This is a genomic window from Paenibacillus stellifer (assembly GCF_000758685.1).
Classification (GTDB): domain Bacteria; phylum Bacillota; class Bacilli; order Paenibacillales; family Paenibacillaceae; genus Paenibacillus_AQ; species Paenibacillus_AQ stellifer.
In genome coordinates this window covers 4,053,375-4,070,509 of sequence record NZ_CP009286.1, presented here as the reverse complement: position 1 = coordinate 4,070,509, position 17,135 = coordinate 4,053,375, and the positions used below count along the sequence as shown (strand labels likewise).

The following is a 17,135-nucleotide window of genomic DNA, read 5'->3' as shown; positions in this document are numbered from 1 at the left end:
AAGGGTCAAACGGTCCGTAACTCTGCCGCATGAGCGGCAGTAGGCACCGTTTGATCCTTTCAATTTATGGTCAGAGAAGGAGTTAGCCCATATGATTTACTGGGATTATGCCGCTGCTGCGCCTCCGTATGAAGAGGTTGTGCGGACGGTGGAGCAGCTGATGCAGCTGCATTACGCCAATCCCTCCTCGCTTCACCGGGCCGGAGCCGATGCCGCAGCGCTGATCAGACGCGCACGAGAAGTATGCGCTTCCGCGCTGGGCGTTCGCACGGAAGAAATAACATTCACTTCGGGCGCGACGGAGAGCAACAATCTGGCTATCAAAGGTGCCGCGCTTCAGTATTCAGGCAGGGGCAGGCATATCGTAACGACGGAGCTGGAGCATCCCTCCGTCTATGAGAGCTGCCTCCAGCTGCGGGAAATGGGCTGGGAGGTTGACTTCGTGAAGCCGAAGCCGGACGGCGGTATCGATCCTTGGGATATTGCGGCCGCCGTGCGTAAAGATACGGTGCTTGTCAGCGTCATGCACGTCAATAACGAGACCGGGTCCGTGCAGCCGCAGCGCGATATCGCTCGCGCCGTTAAAGAGGCGAATCCGCGGACGCTCTTCCATGTGGACGGCGTTCAGGGCTTCGGGAAGCTTCCCGGCGGCCCCCGAGACTTCGGAGCGGATCTGTACAGCCTGTCCCCGCATAAAATCCGGGGGCCGCGCGGTGTCGGCCTCCTGTATGTCAGGGAAGGCGTCCGGCTGTTCCCGCTCATCAGCGGAGGCTCTCACGAGAACGGCATGCGCGCCGGAACCGAGAATTTGCCCGCAATTGTGGCGGGCGCCAAAGCGGTGCGGCTCGCTTCGGAGCGGCAGAGGGAGCTGGCGGGCCGGCTGCTGCCGCTGCGGGATCGCCTGCTGTCATTCCTGCGTGGGATTCCGGAGCTTGTAGTGAACAGCACGGAAGCGGGCGCGCCCCATATCGTGCATTTCTCCTACCCGGGCATGAAGGGAGAGGTGCTGGCGCGCCAGCTGGAACAGCTCGGCATGCTGGTATCCACCCGTTCCGCCTGTTCCTCCCGAACGGCGGAGCCAAGCCGTGTGCTGCTTGCCATGGGAAGAGATGAAGCCGCCGCGCTTGGCGGCATCCGGATCAGTCTCGGCGACGGACACACGGAGAGCGATGTTGCCGCACTGGAGACCGCCATTGTTAAGGCGGTGCTGGCATTGAAGATAGCTGAAGGAGGCATGCGGTAACATGAGACAGACAGATTCCGCCAAAGGCTTGAAGGGCGGTACGGAATACGCGGACATGCTGCTGCTGCGATTCGGCGAATTCACACTGAAAGGCAAGAACCGCAGCCGGTTCGAGAAGACGATGCTGCGGCAAGTAAAGGAGCGGGTCAGGCTGTATCCGGGCGCGAAGCTGATCACGGAATACGGCCGGATCTATGTCGAACTGGGAGGCGAACCGGCGGAGCCGCTCATTGCGACGCTAGCGAAAGTGTTCGGCATTGCGTCGATCAGCCCGGTGAAGGTTGCCCGCTCCGAGCTTGAAGATATCGTGACGAATAGTCTCCGCTTTATGGAAGCCATCGCTCCGGCTCCCGGCACCACGTTCAAGGTCAATGCCAGACGGGTATGGAAGGACTTCCCTTATGGCTCCCAGGAGATGAACCGTCTCGTGTCGGGGCCGCTGCTGAAAGCCTTTCCCGCGCTGACGGTCGATGTCCGTGAGCCCGAGTTGGAGCTGCGGGTCGAGGTTCGGGAGAACGGCACTTATTTATTCTGCGACAACATTCAGGCTGCAGGCGGCTTCCCGCTCGGTACGAACGGCAAGGCGATGCTGCTGCTGTCCGGGGGCATCGACAGTCCGGTGGCCGCCTGGTCCTCCATGCGGCGGGGGCTTGAAGTGGAATGCATCCACTTTTTCAGTTACCCGTATACGAGCCGGGAAGCGCGGCAGAAGGTTGTCGATCTTGCCAGAGTGCTGTCAGGATACAGCGGCCGAATTCGGCTGCATCTCGTTCCCTTCACGGAGATTCAGACATCCTTTGCCGGGATCGGGCAGGACAACCTGATGATCACGCTGATGCGCAGGTCGATGCTGCGAATTGCGACGATGCTGGCCGAGCGCGAAGGAGCGCTGGCGATTGTAACAGGCGATAGCCTAGGCCAGGTTGCGAGCCAGACGCTGTCCAGCATGAACGTGATCGGCCGGGCGACTGATCTGCCGATTCTTCGTCCTCTTGTCATGATGGACAAGGGAGAAATAACGGAGCTGGCGCAGACCATCGGCACTTATGAGCTGTCGATTCTACCATATGAAGACTGCTGCACGCTGTTCGTTCCGCGGTCGCCCACGACGAATCCGAATTTGCGTATTGTCGAGCGGATTGAAGCGACGCTTCCGGGCTATGCCCAGCGGCTTGACGAGGCAGTCGCCCAGACCGTGACGGTTGATCTCACTCCGCACGGTAACGAACGCCCGGCGGATGAAGAGGAAGCGGCGGTTCAGCAGGAAGAATGGTTTTAAGACAACTGAAGGGACAAGAAGCATAGCTTGCCCGAACCACGCATACAAGTGGATATATGCAGGTTCGGGAGGGGTGTCAAATGGAATCGATTTGGCTGCTCGGCGAGATTTTGATGGTCAACCTCGTACTGAGCGGAGACAACGCGATGGTCATTGCAATGGCCAGCAAAAATCTGCCGGACCACCATCGCCGGAAGGCAGTCTGGTGGGGCTCGGCCGGAGCCGTGCTGCTGCGCATCGTGCTGACGCTGGTTGCCGTGCTGCTGCTCAAAATCCCTTACATCCAGGCAGGGGGAGGCCTTCTGCTTCTGTGGATCTCCTTCAAGCTGCTTCTGGAGGAAGAGGATGTGCATCGCGTCAACGAAGCCGCGACGGTGTGGAAGGCGATCCGGACGATTCTGACCGCTGATTTCATCATGAGCCTGGACAATGTGCTTGCGATTGCCGGACTGGCGAAGGGCGATCTGGCGCTGGTGATTATCGGAATTGGGCTTAGCATCCCCATTGTCGTCTGGGGCAGCGGACTGATCGTCGGCTGGCTGCATCGGTTTCCGGTGCTGATTTATATCGGCTCCTATATTCTGGCTTATACAGCGGGAGACATGCTTCTGCAGGATGCCAAGTTCGGTTCCCTGCTCTCGGTGCTTCTGCCCGGAATCCACACCGTGCTTCCGGTTGCGCTCGGCATTGCCGTCGTGGCAGCCGGAGGAATCAAGCGCCATACGCCGAAAGCGGGATAGGCGAATTGTCAATGTGAAGACCTAATGCTGAGAGACAGGCAGTATCAGCGCGCCTGTCTCTTTGCATTTTCACCCAATGCCGCCAATCTATTGTATCCAGCTGCCTGTCTGTCCGGATTCCAGCTGAAGGATGCGGAAGATGGCGTTTTTCGTCTTTTTCGGATAGAATAAGAAATATGTTGGCAGAGCCGAAGGCGTCCGATGTTTCAGGATAAGCTGCCATTTAGATTTTGTTGAAGGGATGATACCGATGTCTTCCAAAAACGACATGAAGCTGGGTCTGTTCATCATCTGCGCCGGTTTATTTATTTTGCTGGGCAAGCTGGGCGTCTTCGGGTTTCTGGGACGTGCGCTCTGGCCGCTGCTCCTCTTGATCCCCGGACTGATTCTGCATGTGTTTGTCTTTGGCAGACGCCTCTCGCCGGCAGCGCTCATTCCCGCCGGGATCATGACCGTCTATGGGCTGCTCTTCGGGCTGTGCAATACCTTCGGATGGTGGATGATGGCGTACCTGTGGCCGGTGCTTCTGCTCGGCATAGCGGTCGGCCTCTACGAATACAGCCTGTACGCTTCTCCGCGCAGCGGCGGACTAACTGTCGGATCGGCCGTTCTGGGCATTGTGAGCCTTCTGCTGATGTTCCTTGGCGTACTGGGTTCGGGATTCATCTATATCGTCGGAGCGGTGCTGATTGTGGCGGGTATTTGGCTGATGCTCGGACGGGGCGGACGTCGAGGGCGTTATCGCAGAGGCTGGTAATTGTTTTTTCATGAAAAGACTTGCTTTTCACACTGCTTTCAAGCTACAATTAATCATATTGTTGAAGCGTCGGGATGAAAGTCCGGCGCTTCTTTTGTGGAACCGTTGCCCCTGTTTCAAATTTTCTTTATTCGATAAATGAAAGGATTTGGATACAAATCATGCATTCAAGAGAACAGATTCGCAATATCGCGATTATCGCCCACGTCGACCACGGCAAAACGACGCTAGTCGACCAGTTGCTGCAGCAATCGGGGATTTTCCGCGAGCATGAGACCGTACAGGAACGAGCCATGGACTCCAATGATTTGGAGCGGGAACGCGGCATTACGATTCTGGCCAAGAATACGGCCATTACCTATAAAGACTTTCTGATCAACATCGTGGATACGCCCGGACACGCCGACTTCGGCGGTGAAGTGGAACGGATCATGAAGATGGTAGACGGCGTTCTTCTCGTCGTCGACGCCTATGAAGGCTGCATGCCGCAGACGAAATTCGTGCTTCGCAAAGCGCTGGAGCAGAATTTGACGCCGATCGTCGTCGTCAACAAGATCGACCGTCCGGCCGCCCGTCCGGCTGAAGTGATCGACGAGGTGCTGGACCTGTTCATCGAGCTGGAAGCAAGCGACGAGCAGTTGGAATTCCCGGTTGTGTACGCTTCCGCTCTTAACGGCACTTCGAGTCTTGACCCGGAGAAGCAGGACGACAACATGCTGGCTCTGTACGAGACCATTGTCGATCATATCCCGGCTCCGACGGAGAGCGTTGAAGAACCTCTCCAATTCCTTGTTACCCTGATGGACTATAACGAGTATCTGGGCCGGATCGCCATCGGCCGTGTGAACCGCGGCATCATCCGCGCGGGACAATCGATTACAGTCATTCAGCGCGACGGCAAGCACAAGACCGCGCGCATCGAGAAGCTGTTCGGCTTCCAGGGCCTGAAGCGAGTAGAGACCGAGGAAGCCGGCGCCGGCGACATCGTCGCTATCGCGGGCATCAAGGACATCAATATCGGCGAGACGATCGCCGACCCGGCGAATCCGGAGGCGCTGCCGGTTCTGAAGATTGACGAGCCGACCATGCAGATGACGTTCCTCGTCAACAACTCGCCTTTCGCCGGCAAGGAAGGCAAATGGGTCACCTCCCGCAAGCTGCGTGAGCGCCTGTTCAAGGAGCTGGAGACAGACGTATCCCTTCGCGTGGTGGAAACGGACAGCCCCGACGCCTTCATCGTATCGGGACGCGGTGAGCTGCATCTCGGGATTTTAATCGAGAATATGCGCCGTGAAGGCTATGAGCTTCAAGTTTCCAAGCCTGAGGTTATCGTTAAGGAAATCGACGGCGCGAAGATGGAGCCGCTTGAACGGCTGCTTATCGACGTGCCGGAAGATAGCATGGGCGCCGTAATGGAGAGCTTGGGAACCCGCAAGGCCGAAATGGTGAACATGATCAATCACGGAACCGGCCAGGTTCGTCTGGAATTCCTGATTCCTGCACGCGGTCTGATCGGCTACAATACGCATTTCCTGACGCTGACACGCGGCTACGGCGTTATGAACCACGCATTCGACAGCTATGCGCCGCTGATCGGCGGACAGGTTGGCGGACGCCATCAGGGCGTGCTCGTCTCGACCGAGACCGGCGTCTCCACCTTCTACGGCATGATGGGCGTGGAAGATCGAGGCATTCTGTTCCTCGAGCCGGGTACGGAAATCTATGAGGGCATGATCGTCGGCGAGCATACGCGCGACAACGATATCGTCGTTAACATCTGCAAGGAGAAGGCTCTCACCAACGTCCGTTCGGCTACGAAGGACGAGACGGTCAAGATGAAGACGCCTCGCCTCTTCTCGCTGGAAGCGGCTCTGGAGTACCTGAATGATGACGAATACTGCGAAATCACGCCGAAATCTGTACGTCTTCGCAAGAAGATTCTGAACAAGAGCGAACGCGAACGTGCCGAGAAGCATCGCAAAATGGCCGAAGCCAATATGTAATTGCAGCACGTAAATCAGCCGCCGGGATATCATCCATCCGGCGGCTTTTGCTTTGAAGAGGCCATGCTCTGAAGAGGCCATGCTCCGTGGCTGCAAAACCATCTGCTGGAGGCAGTAAGAACGGGGCGACACTGAGTGATGATCGCAACTTTTGGGCGGAATTTACGTCTGATTATTGACGGCGGTGCCGAATATCCAAAGACGAAGAAAAGGACTTTGAATCAATATGAATACAAATAAAGACGGTCTGCCTCCCCGGTCCAGAGGACAGGGAAGCGGCGGCAAAAGAGCTCCGGGGCCGGTCTCCAGGCCAAAGCCCCAGGCAAAAAAGAAGAAGAAGCGGGGCTTCATGGCCCGCTTGGGAAGAATGGTGCTGATCGGCGCGCTGCTTGTGGCGCTCGTTGTGGTTGGCTACTTTTTATACCTGTACTACAAGCTTGACAATGGACTGCTGAATACGGGCGTCGACAAGCCTGTGGCGGCGGAGAACTCCGCCAAGGTCAAACCGCTGACGGTGCTGCTGCTCGGCACGGATTATCGGGAGAAGCACAAGTCCTATTTGACGGATGTTATCATGGTCGTGGCATTGAATCCTTCAACCCAATCGGCGACGGTTGTCTCGCTGCCCCGTGATACATATGTTGAACTCGACGGCTACAAGCGGACCAAAATCAATGAGTTCTATACCCGCTTTCGAGGCAAGGAAGATACCTCGGGTATTTCAGCCGAGAATGAAATGAAGACGATGATGGGCAAATATCTGGGTGTGCCTATCGACTATGTAACCGTGCTGAATTTCGATGGCTTCCGCAAAGCGGTGGACAAGCTTGGCGGCGTCGATGTCAATGTGAGCTACAATATGTGCTATAAAGACAACGCCGACGGAACGAATATTAATCTGAAACAGGGCGAGCAGACACTGGATGGCGATAAGGCGCTTGATTATGTCCGCTACCGCAAATCCAACTGCAGCCCGAAGACGAAGGCTTCCGACGATTTTGACCGCAACCGCAGACAGAACGAGGTGCTGCATGCTCTGATGGACAAGATGCAATCTCTTGGCGGTGTCGTGAGAATTGGCGGTGTCCTGGACGCCCTCGATGACAATATGAAGACCGACATCGAGAAGGAACAGATCAAGAACATGATCTCTACCTATTGGCAGATGTCGAAGAACAATGTGGAGTTTGTACCCGTAACCGGCACCTGGCGAAGCCCTTATGTATATATTAACGATAAGGAGCTTGAGGTGGCCAAGATGAGCCTGAGTGACCGTCTGGCTGGAGCAGCTCCGGCCTCACCTGCACCTTAAGGCAGCCGTTCCACCAAATTGAATGCAAGTTTAAGCCTATGCTATAATATAAATAAGATTAGCTTAAAGAGATGCGACATAAGGGGGCTGCACAATGTCCGAATCTGCCGCTGGGCTTACCGATTCCCTTCTGAAGATGCTGCAAAATGAAACCTTCGTCCTGCTGAACACCGTTGATGCGGAGAGCGGAGGCCCAACCTCCTCTGCCATATCATGGGTATATGCAGTGGACGCGTTCACGCTGCGGCTGGCCATCGATCACCGTTCTCGGCTCGTTCGCAACATGAAAGAGAATCCTCTTGTGACGCTTACGGTTTTTGGAGACCATTCGATCTATGCCATTAACGGCCGGAGTGTCGTGAAGAGCGATCCGCTTCCGGGCGTTCCTTTTGAAATGTGCTGTTTCGATGTGGAAATTTCCGCGGTTCGAAACGCACTGTTTTACGGTGCCCAACTGGAGTCCGCCCCGACGTATACCAAAGTGTATGACGTGCGCGCGGCAGAGAAGCTGGATGGGCAAGTATTTTCCGCCATGCAAAAAGCCTAGTGAATATTCACTGGGCTTTTTTTGGCTTCGCATCAGCTGAATTGACTTCAGGGCGCAAGACCCGATTTCTTGTAAATTTTGATCCTCTTCTTTATTGCGGCGGCCTGTCAGCCGATAAACATCTTACTGCTGGCCCCGTGGTGTCGTATCGTCCGGCAGCTGCGGAATGATCCGTCCGATAATATCGGCCATTTCGGCGGAGAAGCCGGAGACCGGGTGGCCCTGTCTCACATGCTTGCCAAGCTCGGCAATCCGTGCGGAAATGTCCATATCGGCGGTAACCATCGAGTTGACGGCAGCAGGGTCCTTGCGAAGGGCTTCGGCCACGGAGTATTTGATCGTTCCGACTCTTGAGCGGCTTAAGGACCCGTCGACATCGATGCCGACCACGGCATTCTTGCCGAGCACGACACAATGCGCTCCCTTCACGCCGGGAACCCGCAGGGCGAGCTGTTCCAGATGATCTTTCAGTTCCACGTCGCTCCGGGTGACGACCCCTGTACCGTCGGCGGCGTAAGGCTCATAACCCGCCGTTCCGTTTTCGGTAAGCGGACGAACACCATTGTTCCCGTAACGCGCCGCGTTTACCGCAGGCCGTTTATCCTGAGGAGAGGGTGATGACTCTTTTTTGACCATACCGCAGCTTGTCAGCAGCAGCAAAAGGACCAGCAACAGACATATTGATTTTCTCATGGGTGCTTGCTCCTTTCGTTCAAGATAAGTACTGGCTTTAGCTTTTCCAGTGGCGAAAAGAGTTATGTATCCTATGACAAACCAGGCGCTGTGGAGGGGATACCATGAAAAAGATCTTTGTACTGGATACCAATGTACTGCTTCACGACCCCAATTCGATTTTTTCGTTTAAGGAGAATGAAGTGATTATTCCCGCCGTAGTGCTTGAAGAGATCGATTCCAAGAAGCGTAACGCCGATGAAATCGGACGTAATGCCCGCACAGTCTCCCGCCTGCTGGACGGTCTCCGGGAACGGGGACATCTGCACAGCGGCGTGACGCTGGAGCATGGAGGGACGCTGAAGGTCGAGCTGAACCATCGCAGCTTTGTCCGGGTTCAGGAAATGTTCGGCGAGGTATCCACCGACAACCGGATTTTGGCTGTTGCGCTGAACTATTTGCAGGAGGAGAACGAGAAGCCGGAGCCCCGGCCGGTCGTCCTTGTCAGCAAGGACGTGCTTGTCCGGATTAAAGCGGATGTGCTGGGCATAACGCCTGAGGATTATTTATCCGACCGGACGGCCGATCTGAACGAGCTGTATGCCGGTTATCAGACGCTGCCGGTTCATCCCGCCTTGATCGACGAGTATTACAGCAACCGGTCGCTTGCCGTCAAGCAGCTGCAGCTGTCCTATCCGCTCTATCCTCATGAATTCATCATTCTGAAGGATGAGATTGGTACAGGCAAATCAGCGCTGCTCAAGGTAACTGCCGACGGCACCCGCCTGGAGCCGCTCTACCTCGGCAACGATCCGGTATGGGGAATCAGCGCGCGCAACGCCCAACAGCGGATGGCGCTGGAGCTGCTGCTTAGCGACGATATTCCGCTTGTCACCATCACAGGCAAAGCCGGGACCGGCAAGACGCTGCTGGCGCTGGCCGCAGGACTGTTCAAGGTGGAGGATGAGCATAAATACAAGAAGCTGCTGATTGCACGGCCAGTCGTTCCCATGGGGAAAGACATCGGATACCTTCCCGGCGAGAAAGACGAGAAGCTCCGGCCCTGGATGCAGCCGATATACGATAATCTGGAATTTCTGTTCGATACGAAAAAAGCGGGCGACATCGATAAAATTTTGATGGGCCTCGGAAGCATTCAGGTCGAGGCGCTGACTTATATTCGCGGCCGTTCCATTCCGTCACAGTTCATCATAATCGATGAAGCGCAGAACCTGTCGCGTCATGAAGTGAAGACCATCGTATCGCGGGCGGGCGAGGGCAGCAAGGTTATCTTGATGGGCGACCCCGAACAGATCGACCATCCCTACCTCGACGCCGCGAGCAACGGGCTCAGCTATATCGTTGAGAAATTCAAACAACAAGGCATCAGCGGACATATTACTCTCGAAAAAGGCGAACGTTCCCGCCTGGCCCAGCTGGCGGCGGATCTGCTCTAAGGCGGTTTCGCGTTTCGCGCTCAGATGTTGGAGGAGCTCAGGAAGATTATAGGTTAGGCCGGGAGAATGTTCTCCCGGCCTATTTTATGCCCATCGCCGCTAAAGGATATTACCCTATATAATAGAAGAAAGCGTTATCAGAAGCGCAGACAAAAAGCCGCCGGACTGGTAAAATGGGGAAGACGGTTTTGGTTAACGGACAAGGAGGAGAACATGCTGAAACGCAAAAATTATGGTCTGCTGTTCGCGATTCTGCTGCTGGCACTAACCAGCTTGTCGCCTTCTGTGGACCTGAGTGAAAGCAATAACCCGCTTCCCCAAAGCGATAATCAATCCCCCTCCCGGACCTCCTCCCTCCGGCAGACGGGGGACCCTGTGGCCCTACGCGTGGCGGTGGCGCTGGACGATAACGGCTTCTCGGAACTGCAGCGGATCAGCGATCGTTATGCGCTCTCCAAAGGAGTGTCGGTTACGCTCGAAAATATGGGGCCGCACCCAAATAGCGAAACCCTGATTCACGAACTTACGGTAGGCACCATGCCTGATATTGTCATGACGGATGCCGGGCAGATCCGGGAGCTTGCGCAAGGCGGCTATCTGCTTCCCGCAGACGCCTATCAGAATTCCCCCGGGGGAACGCCGCTGACGCCGCTTCTCCCCCTTTTGCAGTGGAACGGCTATACGTGGGGCGTACCGCTTGACGTCGATCCTTATGTCTTCGTCTACGAGACTCAGGTGTTAAAAAGCCTCGGGATGGATCACGTACCGGGATCGGTGGAAGAGTGGGACAGTCTGCTTCAAGTGATGAAACCGGCAAGCGGTAAATATGTGCTGGCTTTAGACAAAAATAATCCTTATGGCTTATCCGCGCTGCTGGAAAGTATGGGCAGTCCGCTGTATCCGGCGGCCCGCAAGGCGCTGGAATGGGTGCAGAAGAACCGCGCTTCGATCTATTCCAGCGGCGGTCAGGAGGAAATTGTGTGGGAGATGCTCAAGCAAGGGCGTATCGGCGCTGCGGTCATTCCATATTCCGTCTGGCGAGAGCATGCGGGGAGCGAAGAGGGGCTGACGGTGGAGACTCCCTGGGGAGCTGAGGGAGCAGAGCCTCAGTCGCTGCTCAGCCGCAGCTTCGCATTGTCCGCCCAATCGCACAACCCCGAAGCTGCAGCCGATTGGCTCTATTATCTGACCTCGCCGGAGGCGCAGACCGACTGGCTTCAGAGCACCGGCATGCTGCCGGCGGCTTCTGAACCGTACCAGAATGAGCCGGGCGTCGCGGCAAGTCTTCCCTTCGATCCCGAAGCGCTGCTGAAAGAGAAGGCGCAGGCGGACGAACCGAAGCCGGCGTGGACGACCATGGTAACCGCCGCCAGGGAACTTCTGACCGGCAAGCTGGATGCGCCGGGCTTCCTGGCAGCGGTAAGCTCGGCCGCGAAGTAACCCATTAGAACTTAATGGCGAGCTCTACATGAAGCACACCGTCTCGGCTGCTGACCTCTGTTGTCTTCAGGAGGGAAATGAATTGAGACGGGTAGAACCCCAGATCGAACTCCTTCTCCAGCTCCCGGCATGTTGTGTCCGGGAGCTGGAGTCCGTTAAAGATGATGCTGTCAACATGGAACATGATCCCGTTAACCGGCTCATCCTGCACAGAGTAGTGGCCCGTAAGGGTCATGGAGAGATCGCCGTTAGTTCCGGAGACGAGCACCTGATCGTTCTTGAAGGTGAATCCGAATTGATTGAACATGTCATTCTGGCTGCGGAGGAAGGTATTCAGGTCCTCCTGCTTCAGGTTAAGCTCGTACTTCATTCCTTTGCGGGTCAAGATATCGTCCCGGCCTTCCACGAATTCCGGCAGCTTATCCATCGCCTTGGACAAAGCCTTGAAGTAGGTCTTGATTTCATGAAGGCCGACATTCTGCCAATATATCGTAAATTCCTCCAGCAGCGAGGCCATGCCGCTTGGATCTTCGCTTTCGTTGATTCCGCCTTCGATTTCCCTGTTCAGGGCATCCACGCGATTCTTCTGCTCCTCAAGTGATTTCTTAAGTCCGTCCAGTTCCTGATAGGAGCGGTCAGCGGCCGCAAGCGTCCGCTGCAAATCCCGGTAATCCTTCTCATAATCCGCAAGAATCTCTTTGTCGCGTCCCATTATGATCTCATAATAGTCCAGCAGCACGAACCATGAACTCAGCGTGTCCGCGGACAGAAAGGCCGTAATCCATGGCTCGCGGTCCCCGGTATAATAGGCGCGGACAACAGCCCCGGCCCGCTTTCTCTTGTCCTCGATGTCGGCTTGCTTCCGGTCGGCCTGCTTTCTCAGATCGGCGGATTTCTCTGCCAGCTTGCTCTGCTCGGCGGAGATCCGGTCGATTTCTTTCTGAATCTCCGTCTTGGACAGTGTCTGCTGCATCAGTCTGCGCGTCTCCTCAGTGTCCGGAAAAGCGGACAACGATGAAGGCGAGGAGGGGGCGGTTGCCGCCGACGGAGTCGCAGACGGGCCAGCGGAACCGGCCAGGGACCGCGAAGCCGGAGGAATCAGCAGCAGGAAGCATAATGGAAGCAGAAGCAGCGGTTTCAGCTTCTTATAGGTATGCAGCGTTCTTCGCCTCCAATCCGGGCATGTCATCTTAAGAACCGCCCGATTAATCCATCATATGTACAGCCTTTCAAAAATATAAGGCCGACGATAAGCGCCCAGCTTACCATCAGCCTTATATGCTTGCCTCTCATTCATTATACCCGCCACCCAAAAGGGAGTAAACGAATTCGGCTATAAAATAGGTATTTTCTTCCGATTTGTGAAAAGGTTGATTGACAGGATACGGCTGGAAATGAAATCGCTTTTATTTCATCAATCGGTGTATGTCATGCAGTCAAAATGGAAATACAAAAGAGTATCAAATAGATTCTATGAACTCTATGAGAGGCATAGAAATGGAGTAAACAGCTTTTATCCCAATAAATCCGCCGGCTGACGCAGCCGGTTGTGAAAAGGGTTATTTCAAGATGTCACTAGGAGGTTTGGCTTTATGACAGCCATTAGACAAGATGCCTGGAGCGAAGAAGACGATTTGGTACTGGCAGAGGTAACGCTGCGCCACATCAGGGAAGGCAGTACCCAACTGGCAGCTTTTGAGGAAGTCGGGGAGAAGATCGGCAGAACTTCGGCAGCCTGCGGGTTCCGCTGGAACAGTTGTGTCCGCAAAAGCTATGAGGAAGCCATTGCGATTGCCAAAGGGCAGCGCCAGAAGCGGAATTATCTGAAAAAGCAGGGTGCGTCGCGCGGCGCACAGGTAGCGGGCTTCACCGCAGGCGACGGAGAAGAGGCTTTTGTCCATGAAGAAGCCCAGAATTCATTATCCATCGATGCAGTAATCCGCTTTCTGCGCCAATGGAAGGGGACCTATCAGGAAGCGGGCCGTCAGCTCAAAATGCTGGAGCGCGATCTTCGGGAGAAGGAAGAAGAGCTGGCCGAGCTGCGAGCCGAGAACGAAAGGCTGTCCAAGGAAGTCAATACGGCTCAGAGTGATTACCGGGTCGTGAACGACGACTATAAGGCGCTGATCCAAATCATGGATCGGGCGCGACGATTGGCTTTTTTGAGCGAGGAAGAGGAAGAAATCAAGAATCGGTTCAAGATGGACGCCAACGGCAATCTGGAGCGGATCGATTGACTTATTGGATCAAACAGAGAATCCCGTTTTCAAGGCATGGGGACATGTCTGAGAACGGGATTTTCTTTTGCATTAATGGCATTTATACTAGAAGCAAAACTGCGGATGGTGACAGACAAACGTGAAAATCGATATTATAGGCGCCGGATCGCTAGGTCTTCTGCTGGCAGGAATGCTGATGAATTCCGGCTGCGAGGTCCGGCTGTGGTGCAGAACCGAAGATCAGGCGGCCTCGCTCGCGGAAAGCGGCTTGACTGTATGTAATGTGGCGGGCGAGGTCCAAGCGCATCTGAAAGGCGAAGCAATGAGCGCGGCACCCGCGCCTCTTTTTGCCGCAGAATGGTTGAAATCGCCGGGCGACTGGCTGCTGCTTGCCGTCAAACAGACGGTGCTGCACAGTGAATTGCCGGATCTGCTGATGCCGCTGCGGGACATAACGATGAATATTCTGTGCCTTCAGAACGGATGGGGGCATCTGGAGATGCTTCAGTCGCTGCTGCCGGCGGCTTCTTTGTATGCCGGTGTTACAACGGAAGGAGCGAAGCGGGAATCCGGGGTCCGGGTGATTCATGCTGGAAAGGGCCACACCTACATTGGACGATGGGGAGAGGGCGGGGGAGGAAGTCTTAGTCCCGAATCCCTTCTGGCTGCCCGGCTAGAAACGGCAGGATTTTCGGCATCAGTGTCGAATCAAGTGGAAACCATGATCTTTCGGAAGCTGATGATCAACGCCGTCATCAACCCGCTGACCGCCATCTGGCGCGTATCGAACGGAGAGCTGCTGGCATCCGCTGCACGGATAGACCTAATGAGAGAACTTTACGATGAAGCGGCAGCGGTCTGCGATGCGGCAGGGATATACCGGGAGGACAGCTTGTGGGACGATATATTGAATGTATGCCGGGCTACCTCCGGCAACCGTTCCTCTATGCTGGCTGATGTGCTGGCCTCAAGGGAGACCGAAATCAGGTGGATAAACGGAGCCCTGGCCGAGCTTGCGCGGCGAACCGGCGTTGATGTTCCTCTGCACAGAGGAATAATCCGGATCATAGAGGGCATGATCGTATAAGGAGAGGTGAAGCCGCTTGGAATGGCTCCGCAATTCGCTGATTGTGTTGAGCGTTATGCCCGTGCTGCCTTTTGTGCTTGTCTATTTCATCGCCGCCCTGTCCGGAATGGACAAGAGACGGGCGCTGCTGCTGGCTATGGACGTAACTACTGTATTTCTGCTGTTTTCAGTATCGGCACTGTTTAACAATCTTTTTCACTCAGGGTTTGGGTTCTATCTCTTTCTTCTGTTCGTCCTTTTGGCCGCAGGCTTCATTGGAGGCGCACAGAACAGGCTAAAGGGTAGATTGGATGGCAAAAGACTGCTTCGGGCCGTATGGAGACTCGGTTTTGTCGTGATGTCGTCGGGCTATGTGCTCTTCATGGTGGTGGGTATGGTCAAATATATCCTACAGAAAATGTAAGGTTGTCTGACGTCAATAATCGGCTTTTGTCACATAACTTTAAAAATTTTAAAAAAAATTGAATTCATCCGACAATAAGCTAGATTTTTTTGACCACTGGTTGTATAATCATAAACCATATACCACATTCTATTTAGGGGGAACTGCTAGATGAAGAAGAGTAAAAGTCTTTTACTCCTGTTCGCACTCGTTCTTGTCATCGGAACTGTGCTTGCAGGATGCGGCGGTGGCAATAATTCTGCCACGGAAAACACCGCGGCGAACACAGGCAACACTGGCAACACTCCTGCAGCTACTGACGGAGCTGCAGCAGGAGAAAAACTTGCTGCTGATCAAACGCTTAAAATCAACCTGAGTTCCGAACCTCCGACATTTGACCCGGCTCTTGCACAAGACAGCCAGGCCAACACTGTCCTGAAGACAATGTATGAAGGCTTGACCCGCATGAATGACGAAACCGGCCAAGCAGAACCGGGCATCGCTGAGAAATGGGATGTTTCCGCTGACGGTCTGGTATATACCTTCCACCTGCGTGACGCTAAATGGAGCAACGGCGACGCTGTAACTTCCGCCGACTTCGTACGCGCTTGGAAACGCGTCCTGGATCCTGCCGCTACAGAACCGGCACCTTACGCTTACCAGCTGTACTACCTGAAGAACGCTCAAGATTACTATGAAAAGAAAATCACCGACTTTAACCAAGTAGGCGTTAAAGCCGTTGACGACAAGACGCTGGAAGTTACTCTTGCAGCTCCTACTCCTTACTTCCTTGGCCTTCTGTCCTTCTACACTTACTATCCGGTTCACCAATCGGTTGAAACTAATCCGAAATGGGCAACCAGCAAAGATACGATGATTGTTGACGGACCTTTCACTCTGACCGAGTGGACGACTGGTCAATCTCTGGAAGTATCCAAGAACGACAACTACTGGGATAAAGATTCCATTAAACTTAGCAAAATCGACTTCTCGCTCGTAAACAGCGGCGCAACTGAACTGTCCGCTTACGAAAGCGGCCAGCTGGACCGCGCAGGCGGCCCGAACGGTGAAATTCCGACTGAACAGCTGCCAATCGTACAGCAGAAATATCCGGACGAGTTCAACAGAAAAGGTATTGCAAGTGTATACTACTATGAATTTAACGTAACTGAAAAACCGTTCAACAATGTTAAGATCCGTAAAGCTCTGGCTATGGCCATTGACCGTCAAACTCTGATCGACAAGGTTACACTGGGCGGACAGCTGCCGGCATTCGGCTTCGTTCCTCCGGGCATCGCAGGCGCTGACGGCGAATACCGTACAGCTGTCAAAGACAGCTACTTCACTGAAGATCTGGAACAAGCTAAGACATTGCTGGCTGAAGGTCTGAAAGAAGAAGGCCTGACTAAGCTGCCTGCATTCACTCTGTCCTACAACACAAGTGAAGGCCACAAGAAGATCGCCCTGGCTATTGGCGACATGTGGAAGAAGAACCTTGGCGTTGACGTGAAGCTGGAAAATCAGGAATGGGCAGTATTTATCGAGAACCGTCAACATCTGCAATACCAGGTTGCCCGCGCAGGCTGGACTGCTGACTACAACGATCCGATGACTTTCCTTGATATGTGGGTAACTAAAGGCGGCAACAACGATACCGGCTACGCTAACCCTGCGTACGACAAGCTGATCGCTGAAGCAAAAGCAACCAGCGACAACAAGGTTCGCCAAGAGAAATTCGCGGCTGCCGAGAAAATGATCATTCAGGATGATCAAATCCTGATCCCGATCTACTACTACACCAACAACTCGCTGACTAAGCCTTACCTGAAAGGCGTTACGCTTGACTTCAGCGGTGCAATCGACCTGACTCGCGCTTATCTGCTCGAACACTAAGATTCAGTTTCTATAAAGGAGACTTACAGTATATTTAATTTAAGATTTCAGTATCTGAAGTAGCATGAACACTTCGGGATATATATGTGGATTTCCATATATAT

15 protein-coding genes are annotated in these 17,135 nt (G+C 54.5%); 13 read left to right on the top strand and 2 right to left on the bottom strand.

The window, feature by feature from the left end; translation table 11 throughout:
* Positions 1-91: 91 nt before the first annotated feature.
* The 7 genes from PSTEL_RS18845 to PSTEL_RS18810 all read left to right on the top strand — a co-directional run bounded on the left by PSTEL_RS18845 (position 92) and on the right by PSTEL_RS18810 (position 7,881).
* Positions 92-1,243 carry a cysteine desulfurase family protein gene (locus tag PSTEL_RS18845; protein WP_038697701.1) on the top strand — a complete coding sequence of 384 codons (1,152 nt, stop codon included), beginning with the start codon at positions 92-94 and terminating at the stop codon, positions 1,241-1,243.
* 1 nt (position 1,244) lies between these two features.
* Entirely contained in the window at positions 1,245-2,522 is a 1,278-nt protein-coding gene (thiI, locus tag PSTEL_RS18840) for a tRNA uracil 4-sulfurtransferase ThiI (protein WP_052098683.1), read from the top strand.
* Between the two features lie 80 nt (positions 2,523-2,602).
* The gene (locus PSTEL_RS18835; RefSeq protein ID WP_038697699.1) at positions 2,603-3,262 is read left to right on the top strand and encodes a TerC family protein; all 660 of its coding nucleotides are present in this window, start codon (positions 2,603-2,605) and stop codon (positions 3,260-3,262) included.
* A 250-nt stretch (positions 3,263-3,512) separates the two neighbouring features.
* Positions 3,513-4,019 (top strand): hypothetical protein, encoded by a 507-nt coding sequence (locus PSTEL_RS18825; RefSeq protein WP_038697695.1) that lies wholly within the window; start codon positions 3,513-3,515, stop codon positions 4,017-4,019.
* 161 nt (positions 4,020-4,180) lie between these two features.
* Positions 4,181-6,022, top strand: coding sequence for a translational GTPase TypA (gene typA, locus PSTEL_RS18820; RefSeq protein ID WP_038697693.1), 1,842 nt, complete (start codon positions 4,181-4,183; stop codon positions 6,020-6,022).
* Between the two features lie 226 nt (positions 6,023-6,248).
* Positions 6,249-7,334: an LCP family protein gene (locus tag PSTEL_RS18815; RefSeq protein WP_038697691.1), complete on the top strand. Its 1,086-nt coding sequence runs from the start codon at positions 6,249-6,251 to the stop codon at positions 7,332-7,334.
* Between the two features lie 94 nt (positions 7,335-7,428).
* The gene (locus PSTEL_RS18810) at positions 7,429-7,881 is read left to right on the top strand and encodes a pyridoxamine 5'-phosphate oxidase family protein (protein WP_038697689.1); all 453 of its coding nucleotides are present in this window, start codon (positions 7,429-7,431) and stop codon (positions 7,879-7,881) included.
* A gap of 123 nt (positions 7,882-8,004) precedes the next feature.
* Here the strand turns inward: PSTEL_RS18810 and PSTEL_RS18805 are convergent, their stop codons facing one another.
* A complete protein-coding gene (locus tag PSTEL_RS18805) occupies positions 8,005-8,574 on the bottom strand; it encodes a YhcN/YlaJ family sporulation lipoprotein (protein WP_038697687.1) in 570 nt (189 codons plus the stop codon).
* Positions 8,575-8,678: 104 nt separating this feature from the next.
* Between PSTEL_RS18805 and PSTEL_RS18800 the strand changes: the two genes are divergently transcribed.
* Both PSTEL_RS18800 and PSTEL_RS18795 read left to right on the top strand, forming a co-directional pair.
* A complete protein-coding gene (locus tag PSTEL_RS18800) occupies positions 8,679-10,010 on the top strand; it encodes a PhoH family protein (RefSeq protein WP_038697685.1) in 1,332 nt (443 codons plus the stop codon).
* Positions 10,011-10,223: 213 nt separating this feature from the next.
* Positions 10,224-11,450, top strand: coding sequence for a sugar ABC transporter substrate-binding protein (locus tag PSTEL_RS18795; protein ID WP_038697683.1), 1,227 nt, complete (start codon positions 10,224-10,226; stop codon positions 11,448-11,450).
* A gap of 4 nt (positions 11,451-11,454) precedes the next feature.
* On the opposite strand, the gene PSTEL_RS18790 is transcribed toward PSTEL_RS18795, so the two are convergent.
* Positions 11,455-12,639: a coiled-coil domain-containing protein gene (locus PSTEL_RS18790; RefSeq protein ID WP_052098682.1), complete on the bottom strand. Its 1,185-nt coding sequence runs from the start codon at positions 12,637-12,639 to the stop codon at positions 11,455-11,457.
* Positions 12,640-13,042: 403 nt separating this feature from the next.
* Here PSTEL_RS18790 and PSTEL_RS18785 point away from each other — a divergent pair, with 403 nt between their 5' ends.
* The 4 genes from PSTEL_RS18785 to PSTEL_RS18770 all read left to right on the top strand — a co-directional run bounded on the left by PSTEL_RS18785 (position 13,043) and on the right by PSTEL_RS18770 (position 17,031).
* A complete protein-coding gene (locus PSTEL_RS18785; RefSeq protein WP_038697681.1) occupies positions 13,043-13,687 on the top strand; it encodes an RsfA family transcriptional regulator in 645 nt (214 codons plus the stop codon).
* A 121-nt stretch (positions 13,688-13,808) separates the two neighbouring features.
* Positions 13,809-14,756 (top strand): ketopantoate reductase family protein, encoded by a 948-nt coding sequence (locus PSTEL_RS18780; protein WP_038697679.1) that lies wholly within the window; start codon positions 13,809-13,811, stop codon positions 14,754-14,756.
* A gap of 16 nt (positions 14,757-14,772) precedes the next feature.
* Positions 14,773-15,159, top strand: coding sequence for a DUF3397 domain-containing protein (locus PSTEL_RS18775; protein ID WP_038697677.1), 387 nt, complete (start codon positions 14,773-14,775; stop codon positions 15,157-15,159).
* A gap of 150 nt (positions 15,160-15,309) precedes the next feature.
* Positions 15,310-17,031, top strand: a complete 1,722-nt coding sequence (locus PSTEL_RS18770; RefSeq protein ID WP_038697675.1) for a peptide ABC transporter substrate-binding protein — start codon at positions 15,310-15,312, stop codon at positions 17,029-17,031.
* The last annotated feature ends 104 nt before the right edge of the window (positions 17,032-17,135 follow it).